The sequence below is a fragment of the Mycoplasmopsis synoviae ATCC 25204 genome (genome assembly GCF_000969765.1).
Lineage (GTDB): Bacteria > Bacillota_I > Bacilli_A > Mycoplasmatales > Metamycoplasmataceae > Mycoplasmopsis > Mycoplasmopsis synoviae.
Window position 1 is genome coordinate 528,250 of sequence record NZ_CP011096.1, and the last position, 15,945, is coordinate 544,194.

Here is a 15,945-nt window from a genome sequence, read left to right on the forward strand (position 1 = left end):
ACCAGAGCTAAAGGATTTGTACCAAGAAACAAAATTCACAAATACTTAAAAAAGAAAAAATAATAACTAATAAAAAAAAGCCGATTTTGAAAATCGGCAATTTTATTAAATTGTAAGTGGTAACTTGCACTTTACAATATGGGATAAATTAATTGAAATTTTTAATTTAAACTAATTTATTTTAATTATTTGTTGTTTATATTTTAATAGTCTTTAATCTAAAAAAATAAATTTTGATAAAATAAACATATGTTGCCACATATATTTATAGCTTATATATATATATCCCAAATTCTCACTTCTAGTGCAACATAAAAACTCAATTATATAAAGTTTTCTTTATTATGATTGAGTTTTTCTTTTAAAAATAAATTTTTAGAATTATCTCAATTAAAAATTTCTCTTGGCATTTCATTTATTTGATTTACAACATCTTCTAATAAATCATCAGAAACATCATTAAAATCAGTTCCTTTTTTAAAAAACCTTCTTATTAAACCATTAAAATGTTCATTGCTACCTCTTTGAAAAGAAGCATAAGGTTCTGCTCTATATATTTGAATATCTTTTTGTTTTCCAAAAATACTTATTTTTTCAAATTCAATTCCGTTATCGATTGTTATGGATTTTATTGTTAAATCATATTTTTTAATTAACATATTTAATTTTTTATGAATTTCAAAAGGATTTTTAGAAACAACTTTTATAGCTAAACCTAATCTTGATTTTCTTTCAACAATAACTAAAAGATTTTGTTTTTTATGTGCTTTTTTACCGATAACTAAATCCATTTCTCAATGTCCAAATTCTTTTCTTGTATTTATTGATTTTCTTCTTGCTCAAATAGGTAAAACATATTTGTTTACATCTAATAACCTTGAAATTGTTTTAGTTCTTTTCCCACCTTTTTTGTAATATTGACGAAGTTTATTGCTTGGTCTAAAAATTCATTTTGTAGTTTTTATTCACCTATAAATTGTTTGAAATGAAGGAGTTTTCATTTTTGGATTTTCTGTTTTTATTTTATTAATAGTAGCTTTTACACCGTGAATGTTTTTGTTGTAATATTTTTGAAATTTTTGATCAAATTCATTTTCTAATGCTCAATGATGTTTAAATAAAGACCTATATTTTTTTCTTAAATTTGTTTTTTGTTGTGCAACTTCGCAAAAATAATGACCAAAATTATCTAAATTTCTTTTTAATTCTCTAGAAATAGTACTTTTGTGAATATTTAATGTTTGTGCTATTTTGGAAATAGATTCTTTTTGTACATTAAATAAAAAACTTATTTGGTATCTTTTTTCTAAATTTAATCTTGAATATTTTTTAGTGTTATAATTCATTTTGGATTCCTTTGCTGGGGATCTTTTTTTATATCTTTTTTCAATTTTATAAAAAACAACACCCTATTTAAGAGTGTTGCACTGGGAATGATAATTTAGGTATATATATATATATATATATATATATATATATTAGACTTTAATATTTTTTTTCAAGAAAAAGCTAATAGCCTTTTTATTCCTTTAAATAATTTTTTATTTAACAAGCAGACTAAAAGTCTGTTTTTTTGCTTAAGTGAAAAAAATTAGAATATTTGAAGCTTTTTCTGGTATTGGCGCACAGAACAAAAGTTCAAAAATTGTAAATTTAAAAAACAATGACGATAGATTCGAAGTTGTTGCTACTTGTGATTGGGATGTTTATGCAACTATTTCCTATAGTTTTATGCATCACAATTTAACTTTAAATAAAGCTAAAAAAATTCTTAATAAATTCAAATTAAATAATGAAGAACAAATTAATATTTTTTTATCAAAGTACACATTGTCTACAAATTCCAAATATCCAATATTACAAATAAAAAGAAAATCATTAAATTTAAAAATCTTATTATCTGCATCTATATTAATAAGCAAAAATTATTGTGATATTAAAAAAGTTGATGGTCAAATATTAGATGAAAATAAAATAGACTTGCTTACATATTCATTTCCATGCCAGGGACTTAGCGTCGCAAATATGGGAAGAGATAAAGGGATAAGTGCAATCGATAGTTCAAGTCATTTGGTGTGGGAAATATCAAGAATTTTAAAAAAAACAAATAATAAACCAAAATATTTATTATTGGAAAATGTAAAAAATTTAGTAAATAAATATAAGTTAGAATATGAATCTTGAAAAAAGGAATTATCAAAATTAGGATATAAAACATATACTGCTTTACTTAATGCAAGAGATCATGGATCATTACAAAAAAGAGAAAGAGTTTTCGCAATTAGTGTTTTAAAAAAAACAAAAGTGCCTTTTAAAAATGACGTTGATTTTAAAAAATATATAAATAATATAGGTCAAAAAAGAATTTTAGAAAACAATAAAAAAGAATTTTTCGCAATTTTTGATTTAAAAAACAAAAAATACTTAGAAGCCGATAAATGTCTAATTAAAGATACGCCATCAAGAAGAAAAATAATAGAGAAATGCAAAAATATTAGTGATATTAATAAATCTATAAAAAATAATTTTGTGATAAATACTTTAACAACAAAACAAGACAGGATACCAAATGGTGGTTATATAGAATTTGCAAATTCAAAACAAAATTACTTAAATTATAGATTTATAACACCCAGGGAAGCATATAAAATAATGGGTTTTACTGATAAAGATTTTGACAAATTAAAAATACCAATAGAAGAAGGTATTCTAAATAATAATGTTTTGTGAAGACAAGCTGGCAATTCAATTGACGTTAACGTATTAGAAAGTGTTTTTCAAACAATATACGAAATTGATAATATGAATGGAGAAAAAAATGAAAAAAAATAAAGCCTTTTTAGATGAATATTTTGGAATATGAAAAATTGGAACAAGTATATCAAATTATATAGATAAGTCAATTATAAATTGATTTAAATGCAAAAATTTTCTTGATAAATTTTTGGAAGATAAAAAGCAAAAATTCTATTTTGATAAAAATACAAATAAATTTAAAAATCTTTTTGATGCAAATGATACAAGTGAAGAAAATTATTTGTTTTTTTATGACAATGGAAATTCAGAAGTTAGTGATACAGTTTTTAAACAAATATTATATGTTCTTGATTATTTGGAATTTATAAATTATTCTTTTGATCCATCATATATTGAATTATCATATAATTTTCGTGATTTTTTTGAAAAAAATAACAATACAGAAAATTTAGAAAAATTAATTTATCAATATGCTTCATATTCATTTTTTAAAATTTCTAATGAAATAATAAAAAATTTAAAAAAATATAAAGATTGCTATCAAAATTCTAATGAAAATTGTGAAGATATCAAAAAGAAATTAAGAGAACAAAAAGAAAAATTAATTACTTCAATTTGATATTCTTTCTTAGAAATTAATGATCATATAAAAACTGATTATAGCGTATTTTTTGATCTAAAAAATTTTGATCTAAAAAATAAAAATAAGTTAGTTAAAAATTACAAAAATTTTATTAAAAAATGTTCTGAAAATAATGAAAAATTTAATGATGAATTGCTAGTAGACATATTTGAAAAACTTAAAGAAATATATGATAAAGATTTATATATCAAAATAAAAATTAAGGATTATGTTTTATTAAATGAAAACATAAATGAAGAAAATATTTATAAATTAAATATTGAAAATTATAATATTGAACAAAAAAAAGAAGCGGAAAAAGAAGATATAAATCAATTTAAATCAAAAACTTTTAATTTATATAATTTTATTAATGAATATTTATTAAATTCTCGAAATAATAAATGGTCATTCATAATTCCTTCGTATCAAAGGAATTATGTTTGGGATAAATATAATTTAGAAACATTATTATCTAATATTAACGAAATAACAATATCTGAAAAAACTTATTCACATTTTATTGGCTCTTTATTTTTTACAAATAATGAAGAAACTATGGAATTTAATATTGTTGATGGACAGCAGAGAATCACTTCATTAATATTAATATTGTTTGCAATATATAACATTTTTTTTAACAACATAAAATCTAATAAAGAATTAAAAATTGAAAAAAACCTATTAAATCTATTTAATAAAAACGCTAATTCTAATAAAGATGAAAATTCAAATTATATAATTTCAAAATTTCCTGATATTAAAAATAGTGAATCCTTAAAATATTTATATTCTCTATTAAATGGTCAAGATTTAGAAGAAAAAAAGACATTACCATTAATATTTGAAAATTATAAATTTATAATTCAATACTTATATAAAATATTAAGCGATAATAATAAAATAGATAAAAATAAATTAGAAAAATTTACTGAAAAATTGTACAAATATATTGAATTTAGTGTAATTAACACTAAACAAAAAAATCAAGATTTTAAAATTTTTAGTTATATAAATTCTACTGGAAAAAAATTAAATGTTTTAGAAATAGTTAGAGCTGACATTTTTGGTTTATCAGAAGAATCTGATTCTCAAAATACAAAAACTAATATTGATAATTACAATAAATATTTTGTTAAAAATATAGAAAAAAACAACATAAAAATTTTAGAATTTATTTATTATTTTCATGCTATAGAAATAAAAGCAAACGATAATTTCAAATTTGAATTTTCAAGTAAGGAAAATAGAGAATATGATTTCTTCAAAAATTATTTCTATGAATACAAAAAAGAGATAAAACTTAATGAAAAAATAAAGATATTAGTTCAACATTTATTATTTTATATTGCAATAACAAAAATAGGTTCTACAAATAAAAATAAAAAAGATTTTGAAATTTGAAAGACACCAATTGAAGAAATAATTAAAGATAATCCTGAAAATTTAAATATAAATTCATATTTTTTAAATAATGTTAAAAATATTCTTCCTAAAATTTATATTTATATAAATTTATATAACGAAAAAACAACAATGACCACATTAATTTACGCTATATTAAATAAAAATGAATTATGAAAAAGTGAAAAAGAGTTAAGCGATAACGATCTTAATAAAGAAATTAAAAAATTTCATAAATTTTTACTTGAAATTCAAAAATTTAATTTTGTATGAAAAATTATATATTTTGAAGGGCAATCTATTAGAAAAAATATTGAAAAAATAGCAATTGATATAATAAATCAAGAAATTAAAGATGAAAAACAATTATTTAAGGAACTTTTAAAAATTCTGGGATTAACTAACAACGATGAATGAATAAATCATTCTAAAAGAAAAATTGAAGAATACTTTCTAAATGAGAAATTAAACGATAATAAAACTTCTAAAAATTTATTGATAGTAATTGATTATTATCTTAGAAATGAAAAAAGCATGGAATTAAATAATTCAGATTTTTTAGAAGAAATGGTTAAATCTTATTTTAAAATGACTTTGGAGCACTTATTATCACAGGATTTAATAAAAGAAACAAAAAACGAAAAATTAGAAAAAATTTGTTATCAGATTGGAAACCATTTTATTTTCACTCAAGGAAAAAATTCTGAATTAAAAAATAAACATATTAATGAAAAAATTAAAAAAATTAAAAAAATTATTAATGAAAATAAAAAAACAATTTCAATAGGCAAAGATGTTAACAAAATAGAATTAGAAAATATAAAAAATGAATCTGAAAAAATTGGTAAGAATTGAATTGAAGACCCTGAGAAAATTAATAAAATGGAAGAAATCTTTGAAACAAGAACAAAAATTTTGTCTGATTATTTATTGGAAATTTTTGATTTTAAAAATAAAAAATAACAAGGAATTTTATTACAAAAATATATTAAATGGAATTTAGTTAAATATTTTAATTCAATTTCAATATCGCTAATTGGTTCTGAAGCTTTTAAATTAGCTTCTTCTTTGTATATTTTTAAAATAACAGGTAGTTTTTGGTTAGTTACTATTTTATATTTGTTAATACAATTACCTTCTATTATTATTTATATTTTTTCCAATAAATTAATAAAAATTTTAAAAGATAAAAATGCGCATGTATTATGTGATATATCAAGCGCTATATTTTTAGGTATTGTTTTATGGAATTTCTTTTTGATATCTTCAAGAAGAATTATTTTCTGTTGTTTTAATTACACTTTCCACAATACTTGAAACTATTCATGCTTATCGTTTTATACATCTAAAAAATGTTTTATATTATATAACTGGTAATTATGATAATTTAAAAAAATTCAACATAGCTAATTCCATAGCTTTATCTGTTGGCTTTGTACTTTCTCCTATTTTTTCTTTTTATTTATATAACTATTTGCAGTTTTATTGAATGATTGCTTTTACATAGCTACTTATTTAATATCAGGTTTTTTGTATTGAAGTTTAAAAACCTCAAAAGAAGCCGTTATTTTTGTAAATGAAAATCAAAATAATGAAAAAACGCAAATAAATAAAATTTATGGTTAAATTTTTGTTTTATCTTTTTCTATTTTAATCGGAATTCTTTTATATCCAAGACAAAGTGGTTTAATTCAGTTTTTTGAATACATAAAAGATTTTAAATATGATCAATGATCATTTTGGTTTTCTTTAAGTATCTCAATTAGCGGTTTTATTGCTGGTATTTTATTAATTTTTATTAATCAATATAGTAAATCTAGGTTTATTAATTGCAATTATTATACTTGTTGGAATTTCTTGATTAATCGTTAATAAGGTTACAAAAGATAAAAAAAATAATTTTTAGTTATTATTTTGCAATAAATATAATTCAACAATTTTTCTTTAATTTAAGCCTTCCTTATTTTTAGTCTAAATCTTATAAAATATTTGACAAAAATACATTTCATAAACAAAATGAAATATCATTAGTAATTAGAATTATTTTTTTCAAGTGGTTTTATTTTAGTATTAACAGCTTTAAATAATAGTTTTAATTATTATTACTCTTATGCTTTATATTCTGGACTTATTTTGTTATTAGGTATTTTAATAATTTTTAGTTATTTTAAAATAAATAAAAAAATAAAAACATAACTTTGGGTTATTTCCACATTGTAACTTCCAAGTTACCACTCTCAAAAAATATTAAAATTTTTTTGGGAGTTTTTTTATTAAAAACTTGAAGAAGAAAGAAAGAAAGAAAAATGCTCTCAAGAGAGCATTCATATATAACCATTAAAAATTAGAGACGAATTTCTTATGATATTCGCAAAAAATAAAATTTTTATTCCAAAACTTTAACTTTTCTCTTAGAAAAATGGCTAAAGATCTCGAAATTTGTCATTCTTCATTGATTAAAGAAATTAAAAAAACTTAAGTGAATATGGTTATGATGCAAAGCTTGCTAGAAAATCATGACATTAAAATTCACTAAAAAAACCACTTTAAACTTAAATCTGAAATTTATAAATTTAAAGAATTTAAATACAAATTCTTAAAAATTTATAACGCCAAAGAAATTCCAGTTGAAAGGGCTGTGGAATTTATCAAGCAAAGCTATAGCATTAAATGGCCTTCAATTAAAACGATTTACAATTGAATTAATTCAAAAAATTGAAAAATAAATCGCAAAAATTTACTTAGAAGCAATTATGTATTTGGCGGCAAAAGGCAAAAATCTGTCCAAGAGCGACTAGTAGGAAAAAGGTGAGTTAGGCCTTTTTGAACTAGGCCTTTTTTAAAATAGCTCAAAAAAAATGGCCACTGGGAAGCGGATTTAATCAAAGGCAAAAGAGGAGCTAAGGCTCATTTACTGCTTTTCCAAAAAAGACTCACCAGATTTGTTTTAATTAAAAAAATAATGACTAAAAATCCATAAAACATTAATCTAGAACTTTGGAATTTAGTAAAAGGCTATTGAATTTAATGTCAAATCCATTACCATAGATCAAGGCTTAGAATTTAACTTAATTTTTTATATAGGATATAGGTTAAAAATTTATATTTATAAAGCTCATCCTCATGCATCACAAAAAAATAACTACCTAAAATATCAATAAATACATTTAAAGATATTTCAAAAAAAGTACTAACTTTGAAAAAATTGATGACCTTGGAATTTGAAAAGTTTAAAACATATTAAATCTAACTTGAAGAAAATTTCTAAAAAATTAAAAGCATCCAAATGAAATGTTTCATGAATATAATTAAAACAAATATTTATAAAATCCAATTCCTAAAGATATGCCTCTATACATCAGAGCTAAAGAATTTGTACCAAGAAACAAAATTCACAAATACTCAAAAAAGAAAAAATAATAACTAATAAAAAATAAAAGCCGATTTTTAAAATCGGCAATTTTATTATATTGTAAGTGGTAACTTGAACTTTACAATATGGGATAACCTTTGCTTGGGTTATTTTTTTATTAATTTGCAAAATAAAAAATCCAATAATGGATTTAATATTTGGTTTCTATTTTTTGGTTTTTAAGAATTTCTACAGATTTAGAAAGTCCAAATCTTGTAGCTCCGGCTTCATGCATTTTTTGCATATCTTCAAGTGTTGAAATTCCACCAGCAGCTTTAATTTCTAGCTTTTGATCTTTAATAACGCTTTTCATAGTAACTACGTCATCAAGGCTAGCTCCACGGTATGAAAATCCAGTTGAAGTTTTAATAAATTCTGCTCCTGATTTTAAAACTATTTCGGTCGCTTTTTTAATTTCTTCTTTGGTTAGCAGAGCGGTTTCAATTATTATTTTTAAAACTTTATTGCCAATAGCTTTTTTAACAGATTTAATGTCATTTAATACATATTCATAATCTTTTTGTTTTAAAAATCCAACAGCGATAACCATATCGATTTCATCTGCGCCATGCTCTACTGCAAGTTTGGCTTCATGAGCTTTTGCTTGAGTGATGCTAGCTCCTAAAGGAAAGCCAACTACTGCTGTTATTTTTAAGTTAGAATTAAGTTTTTTGATTTTTTCTTTTACGTATTTAACTCAAATAGAATTAACGCAAACTGAGAAAAAATTATGTTCAAATCCTTGCATTATAAGGTTATCGATATTTTTTTTAGTTGCTTCTGGTTTTAAATATGTATGATCAATTAATTGATTGAAATTCATTATTGCATTCTTTCTAAAATTATTTTATTTTGTACTTTATTATTTTGAATTTTATAAGCGGTTTTTAACTCTTCAACTAATGAAGGATCAATTACATTAGATGAATGAAGTTTGAAAATAACTTCATTTTTTGAAACTTTTTCATTGGTTTGTTTTACTAACGTAATTCCTGCTTCGTAGTCGATTTTATCTTCTTTGGTTTGTCTTCCAGCGCCGAGTTTCATTGAAACTATCCCAAAAGTAAAGGCGTTAAAAACATTTAAATAACCATCTTTATCAGCTTTGATTTCATAGGTGTATTTTGGATTTCAAAACTTTTTCAAATCATTTAAAGCTTCAACATTTCCACCTTGATATCTAACAAGCTCGTAGAATTTATTTAAAGCTAAATAAGTTCTAATTGATAGAGCTATTTTTTGTCTTGCTTCGTCTTCAGTTTGCACCATTCCCATTTCCAAAAGAATAGCTTCACAAGAAGAGAAAACAAGTTTTGAAAAATCACTAGGACCTTTATTTGAAAGCATATTAATAGCTTCAATTATTTCGTTTTTATTTCCTATCTCTTTACCAATAGGACGTGACATATTAGTTATTTCAACTATTACTTTAACACCAAGCTCTTTACCAATATTTATCATGGTTTGAGCTAGCTCTTTAGCGCTTTTTAGATCCTTCATAAATGCACCATTGCCGCATTTAACATCAAGCAGAATAATATTAGCTCCTGTAGCTAATTTTTTACTCATTATACTTGATGCAATTAAAGGAATAGACTGCACTGTAGAAGTAACGTCACGGAGAGCGTATAGCTTTTTATCAGCTGGTACTATTTCATTGCTTTGCGCTGCAATTACGCATTTAATCTCTTTTAATTGCGCCTTAAAATCTTCAATTGAAATATCAGTTGTTAGCCCTGGTATGCTTTCGAGCTTATCTATAGTTCCACCAGTTTGGCCTAGTCCTTTTCCAGAAAGCTTAGGCATATAAACTCCTAGCGAAGCTAGAATAGGAACTACGGCTAGAGTTGTTTTATCACCAATTCCACCGGTTGAGTGCTTATCAACTAAAACTTGATCAAAATCACTAAAATCATAAACTTTACCTGAATTTAGCATGGCTAAAGTTAAATAACTTATTTCTTTGTAAGTCATTGAATTAAATAAAATAGCCATTAGCATTGCAGCCATTTGATAATCAGGAACAAATTCTTTAGTGTAATTTTCAATTAAGAAAAAAATTTCTTCTTTAGTTAATTCTTTTTTATTAACTTTTTTTTCGATTAAATCAACAATTCTCATTTTATTTAATCTCTAAAGCTATCTCCATCATTTTTGTAAAAGAATTTTGTCTCTCAAGAGCCGATGTAACTTCGTGAGTGATTAAATTATCGCTAACGGTGAGTAGGCACGCTGCTTGTTTATTTAAAAATTCAGCATTAACAAAAAGTGCATAGCTTTCCATTTCAACTGAAATTGCTTTGCTTGTTGAAATTCTTTCTTCGAGAGGAATTTGTGAATAAAAAATATCCGATGAATGCACTCTACCAAGATTTAGTTTTATTTTTTTAGATTTAGCTATTTTTTTAATTTGCTCGTTTAATTCTTTGCTAGGGAAAGCTAGCCTTGATTTTTTTCTAAGCATATTGTATTTATAAGCTGAGCTATCTGAATAAGCGCTTTTAGCTAGCACTAAATCATAGTTTTTTAAATCTTTTTTATATGATCCAGTTGAACCTATTCTTATGATTTTTTCAACGTCGTAAAACTTAAATAATTCAAATGAATATATTCCAATAGAAGGGCAGCCCATTCCTGATCCTGCTATTGAAATTTTTTTACCTTTATATGTTCCGGTATAGATAAACATATTTCTAACGGTATTAACTAATTTGTAATCTTGCAGATATGTCTCTGCGATAAATTTAGCTCTTAATGGATCGCCAGGCATTAAAACAATTTTGGCAATTTCATCTTTTTGAGCAGTAATGTGTGGAGTCATAATAATCCTTTATTTTAGTGATTTTCTTAAGTAATTAATATTATACAAAGTTATTATTTTTATTCTTTTGATCTTTTAGTTTATAATAAGGAAATCATGCCAGAATATCCAGAAGTTACTGTCGTTTGCCAGAGTTTAAGCAAGCTTTTATTAGGAAAAAAAATAAATAATTGCGAGCTATTAAGTGAGAAGTTTGCTAAAAATTCTTCAGTTAAAGATTTTGAAGAATTTTTTAATAATAAAACTTTTAAAAAAATAAATAACACCGGTAAATTTATTGAATTTATCTTTGACGATAAATCAAGAGCTATAGTTCACCTTCGTATGGAAGGAAAATTTTTCATTAGAAAAACCAGCGATTTAGAAAAATATAGATTCAAACACGATCATATATATTTCCATTTAGGTAATGACGAATCGCTAGCATATAATGATTCAAGAGGATTTGGTTCTTTTGAAACGATTTCAAAAGAAAATAAATTAAGCGTTAAAGAAATTAAAAATTTAGCAAATCTTCCAAAAGACGTTGACATTGACTATTTATATAAAAAACTGCAAAACACAACAAGAAGCATTAAAACTATTTTGCTAGATCAAAAACTAGTTTTAGGAATTGGAAATATCTACGCTGATGAAACTCTTTTTGCATCAAAGATTTTCCCAATGGAAAAAGCAAAAAATTTATCAAAAGCGCAGCTTAAAACTTTAATGGATAACGCTCAAAGAATTATGGATGAAAGCATAAAGCTTGGAGGATCTACAGTGCATTCATATCAAAGCGTAAATGGAATTGATGGTAAATTCCAACAAAGACTTAAAGTTTATGGAAGAGCAAAATTAAATTGCCTAGAATGCGGTAACTTTGTTAAAAAAGTAAAACTAGATTTCAAACAAAACGGAAGAGGAACATCATATTGTCCAAGTTGTCAAAATGAAAAATAAAGTAATTTTTGTCTTAAATTTAAATAACGGTTTTACAAAGCTTGATGAAAATATTAAAGCCATAGTTTCTAATGTTAAAAAGTTTTTATTAGAAAACAAAGATCATAGCGATATTTATTTTGTAAATGATTTATATACAAATTTAGATATGGAATTTGAAACTAATAAAAATTTATATTACTGCAATGAAAATACTGATGAATTAAATATTGATTCTTCTTTACTTGAATTTGTAAATCTGCAAAATAAATTTCAAAAAAATTCAACAAATGCATTTTGAGATTTAGATCCTAACTTGTATTTAAAATATAATGAATTCACATTAGTTGGGGCTTGCACTGATTTAGATATTTTAGAATTTGCATTAACTCTACAAACCTATTTATTAAAGCTTAAATTAAAGAAAAACATTGTAGTTTATAGTGATTTAGTTGCAACTTTTGATAATGAAAATCATAGTTATAAAAAATATCAAGAGTTATCTTTAGAGCTGCTTTCTCAAAAAGGCATTTTAGTTAAAAAACATGGCTAAGCATTTTGATTTTCATGGAAAAACAGAAGAATTTGTAGCCGCTAAACTTCCTAATTTAATACAAGAAAACGTTTTAAAAAACAATGAAACAATTGTATTAATTTCAGGAAGAGGAACTTATGCAATGAAGACTCATCTTGAAAATTATTTAAATGAATATGAAGGTATTTCCTATTCATGAGATGATAGAAGTAATTCTTTTTTTGTAAGAAAAAAAGAAGAAAAAAATACTTATCAAGACGATGATAGTGAAGATAATTTTTATAAAGATTATTTTGATGAAAGCAATTATTTTACTCCTGAAAATAGCGCATCAAATAAAGATGTTGAAGAAATTTTCCAAAGCTTTAAATTCAAAAAATAAAATACCTTGCGGGGTATTTTTAAAATGCTTTTTGACTTGAAATCATTGAGTAAAATATTTTGCTTCAATATAAAATTGCAAGCAGCTCACCTAAGGTTTGTTCTTTGTTGTTTTCAAGATTAATTTCTATCGATTTAGAATTAGGATTAAGTGATAAAAAGTTATTGTCAAATACATCTTTTGAATGTCTTTTCATTTCATTTAATGTGTAGTTTTCAAAGTCTTGACCATAGTTATCATTTAGGTTTGAAGAAAACTGAAAATCAAAAATTTTATTATTAATTGTTAGATAAATCATAAAAATATTTTTAGCGCCATTTAGCACAATTTGCCCAACAGAATAAATCTGACGAGGAAAGTGAAGATAATCACAAAATGCTCTATATTTAGATAATAATTTTTGATATTTAATTGAAAATAATTTTGAAATATTAATTAAAAAATCATCATAAGCTACAAAGAAAATTTTTTGTGTATCTTCTTCTACAAATAATTCATTTCTAGCTTCATATAATGAAACTGCAAGATCTAAAGACTTAGGCATTTCACTTGTTTTAAAGAAAATTTTATTAACTTCAATTTCGTATCCATCAATTAATTTTGAAATGTTAATTCCTTTTAATGCTAGAAAAATTAAAACGTTTTCAGAGAAGATATTATAGTCATTGTGAATATCTTCTGATGAGAATAATATGTTTTCTTTTAATAAATTTAAATTTTCATAATTTTGTGAAAATAGTGAACGTTTTCCAACATAAAATAAATATTTTTTAACAATAAAATGTGAAGAAAATTTATTGAATTTAATAATTAAATTTTGTCCAACTTTTTTTAGTTTTTCATTTTTTACTATTTCATCAATAAATAAAAGTCCAACACGATTATCTCTTACTTTTTCAAAAAAGTAATCAATTTTTTCATCAATAGAACTACTTGATTCAGATTCATCTATGAAGATAAATTTTATTTTTTTATCTTCGTTGAAATCTTGTTTTCCAAGTACAAAATCAAGGCAAGCTAGTATCGAAATTTTTAAATCACTTGGCGTAAGAATTAACAGATAATCTAAATTCAAATTGTAGATATTGTCACAGAAATTTACAATGTGTTTTATTCCGCTATTTTTTTTAGAAAAAGAATTAGCAATATCGTTAAATGCAATATTTTCCGAGCGATCAAAATCTAGCGAAACTATTTTAGAAATCTGGCGACTTAAAAATCTCTCATTTTCAATTAGATAGTTTTTATCATAGTTGTTATTTTTAATATTTACGTTGCTCATTTTAAGTGTAGTTTTCTATTTCTAAATCAGTAAATTTCTTTAAATTTAAAAATCCATTTTCAGTTTCATCTGAAATTGTAATTTTACAATTTGCTTTATTTAAATTAGCTGAAATATATTTTGTTTTTTTAACACCAATTTCAACTAATATTTCAACTTTTTGATCTTTTTCAAAAGAGTTATAGCAATTTTGTAAAGTTACGTCTTTTCCTAGATTGTTTTTATAAACTCTATAAAGCTGATTATGAGATTGAATTGTAATGTAAAGAGCGGTTCTTTCAATTAAAGAACCAGTAACTAGTTTTTGCTCTTTTTTAGTTTTCATTTTTAAAAATTATAAAGTAAAAATACTTTAATTTTTTAACAAAAAATTTAAAAATCAAATATAATTAAGAAATTACTATAAGTAATTTTCTTTTTTACTTATATTTTTTTATCAAAACTGGAGCTATTATGAACCAAAATAAAATGCTAGAGCTAATTAATCATTTAAAAAATGCCGGTTTTGTTTTTCAAGGTAGTGAAATTTATGGTGGAGTTGCCAATACTTGAGATTATGGGCCTCTTGGAGTTTTACTAAAAGATAACATTTTAAATTACTGAAAAAAGTTTTTTGTATTTTCACAAAATAATATTTACATGCTTGATTCTAAAATCCTTCTTAACTCTAAAGTTTGAGAAGCATCAGGACATGTTGGAAATTTTAATGATCCATTAATTGAAAATAAAATCAATAACAAGCGTTATAGAGCAGATAAAGTAATTGAAGAATTATTTCCAAATGAAAACGTTGCAAAAATGACTCATGAACAGATGCAAGAATTTTTGCAAAAAAATGTTACAAATTATGACAATTCAAAATGCGCTTGATCTGAAATTAAAAAATTCAATTTAATGTTTGAAACATTTCAAGGTGTAGTTGAAGATAAAAAGAAAGCAATTTATCTAAGGCCAGAAACCGCTCAAGGAATTTTTATTAACTTTAAAAATATTCAAAGAGCAATGCGGGCAAAACTTCCTTTTGGAGTAGCTCAGGTTGGGAAAAGTTTTAGAAATGAAGTAACTCCTGGTAATTTTATTTTTAGAACAAGAGAATTCGAACAAATGGAACTTGAATTTTTCTTCGATGAAGAAACTCCAAATTCATATTTTGACGAACTAGTAAATAAAAGCTATGACTTCATGCTTAAACTAGGATTATCAAAAAATAATTTAAAAGTTAGAAAACATGATCAAGAAGAACTAGCTCATTATTCAAAAGCGACAGTTGATTTAGAATATAACTTCCCATTTGGTTGAGGCGAGCTTATGGGAATTGCTCACCGTGGTAATTTTGATTTAAGCACTCACTCAAAATTCAGCAATGAAAAACTAGAATACTTAGATCCAAATACTAATAAAAAATTAATTCCAAGCGTTATTGAGCCATCAGTTGGTCTTGATAGATTAATGCTAGCTATTTTATGTGAAGCTTATAGCGAAGAAAAAGTATCAGAAAGCGACACTAGATTAGTTTTAAAACTAGATAAAAAACTATCTCCATATAAAGTTGCGATTCTTCCTTTAATTAAAAAATTCAACCCAAAAGCAAATGAAATTTATAGCTATCTAATTGATAAAAACATATCAGTAACATTTGATGAAAGTGCGTCAATTGGAAAAAGATATCGGAGACAAGATGCAATTGGGACATATTATTGTTTAACAGTTGACGAACAAAGTCTTGAAGATAATACCGTTACTTTAAGAGATAGAGATTCAATGCAACAAGAAAGAATAAATTTTAAAGATATTTTAAAATTTTTATAA

At 23.7% G+C, this 15,945-nt stretch carries 12 protein-coding genes; 6 read left to right on the forward strand and 6 right to left on the reverse strand.

What is annotated here, in order from left to right:
- Positions 1-323: 323 nt before the first annotated feature.
- On the reverse strand, positions 324-1,346 hold the full coding sequence (locus tag VY93_RS02375) for an IS30 family transposase (protein WP_020002725.1): 1,023 nt from the start codon (positions 1,344-1,346) through the stop codon (positions 324-326).
- A 235-nt stretch (positions 1,347-1,581) separates the two neighbouring features.
- Here VY93_RS02375 and VY93_RS02380 point away from each other — a divergent pair, with 235 nt between their 5' ends.
- Positions 1,582-2,832, forward strand: a complete 1,251-nt coding sequence (locus tag VY93_RS02380) for a DNA cytosine methyltransferase (protein ID WP_020002777.1) — start codon at positions 1,582-1,584, stop codon at positions 2,830-2,832.
- A complete protein-coding gene (locus VY93_RS02385; RefSeq protein WP_020002778.1) occupies positions 2,819-5,746 on the forward strand; it encodes a DUF262 domain-containing protein in 2,928 nt (975 codons plus the stop codon). Before VY93_RS02380 ends, VY93_RS02385 begins: the two co-directional genes overlap by 14 nt.
- 2,600 nt (positions 5,747-8,346) lie before the next feature.
- On the opposite strand, the gene deoC is transcribed toward VY93_RS02385, so the two are convergent.
- From deoC to deoD, 3 genes are read right to left on the reverse strand one after another with little or no spacing between them, the layout of a single operon-like run.
- Positions 8,347-9,018: a deoxyribose-phosphate aldolase gene (gene deoC / locus VY93_RS02395; protein ID WP_020002882.1), complete on the reverse strand. Its 672-nt coding sequence runs from the start codon at positions 9,016-9,018 to the stop codon at positions 8,347-8,349.
- On the reverse strand, positions 9,018-10,316 hold the full coding sequence (locus VY93_RS02400) for a thymidine phosphorylase (protein ID WP_020002881.1): 1,299 nt from the start codon (positions 10,314-10,316) through the stop codon (positions 9,018-9,020). Before VY93_RS02400 ends, deoC begins: the two co-directional genes overlap by 1 nt.
- 1 nt (position 10,317) lies before the next feature.
- Complete coding sequence (gene deoD, locus VY93_RS02405; protein WP_011283588.1) at positions 10,318-11,016, reverse strand: purine-nucleoside phosphorylase; 699 nt, start codon at positions 11,014-11,016, stop codon at positions 10,318-10,320.
- 96 nt (positions 11,017-11,112) lie between these two features.
- Between deoD and mutM the strand changes: the two genes are divergently transcribed.
- From mutM to VY93_RS02420, 3 genes are read left to right on the forward strand one after another with little or no spacing between them, the layout of a single operon-like run.
- Positions 11,113-11,958, forward strand: coding sequence for a bifunctional DNA-formamidopyrimidine glycosylase/DNA-(apurinic or apyrimidinic site) lyase (mutM, locus tag VY93_RS02410; protein WP_020002880.1), 846 nt, complete (start codon positions 11,113-11,115; stop codon positions 11,956-11,958).
- Positions 11,948-12,490 carry an isochorismatase family protein gene (locus VY93_RS02415; protein ID WP_020002879.1) on the forward strand — a complete coding sequence of 181 codons (543 nt, stop codon included), beginning with the start codon at positions 11,948-11,950 and terminating at the stop codon, positions 12,488-12,490. The genes mutM and VY93_RS02415 overlap by 11 nt, the downstream gene beginning before the upstream one ends.
- A complete protein-coding gene (locus VY93_RS02420) occupies positions 12,483-12,854 on the forward strand; it encodes a hypothetical protein (protein WP_020002878.1) in 372 nt (123 codons plus the stop codon). Before VY93_RS02415 ends, VY93_RS02420 begins: the two co-directional genes overlap by 8 nt.
- A gap of 19 nt (positions 12,855-12,873) precedes the next feature.
- On the opposite strand, the gene VY93_RS02425 is transcribed toward VY93_RS02420, so the two are convergent.
- Together VY93_RS02425 and VY93_RS02430 are read right to left on the reverse strand one after the other, a co-directional pair.
- Positions 12,874-14,136 (reverse strand): hypothetical protein, encoded by a 1,263-nt coding sequence (locus VY93_RS02425; protein WP_011283591.1) that lies wholly within the window; start codon positions 14,134-14,136, stop codon positions 12,874-12,876.
- Between the two features lies 1 nt (position 14,137).
- Positions 14,138-14,461 carry a hypothetical protein gene (locus tag VY93_RS02430; RefSeq protein WP_020002877.1) on the reverse strand — a complete coding sequence of 108 codons (324 nt, stop codon included), beginning with the start codon at positions 14,459-14,461 and terminating at the stop codon, positions 14,138-14,140.
- 128 nt (positions 14,462-14,589) lie between these two features.
- Between VY93_RS02430 and VY93_RS02435 the strand changes: the two genes are divergently transcribed.
- Positions 14,590-15,945, forward strand: a complete 1,356-nt coding sequence (locus VY93_RS02435) for a glycine--tRNA ligase (RefSeq protein ID WP_020002876.1) — start codon at positions 14,590-14,592, stop codon at positions 15,943-15,945.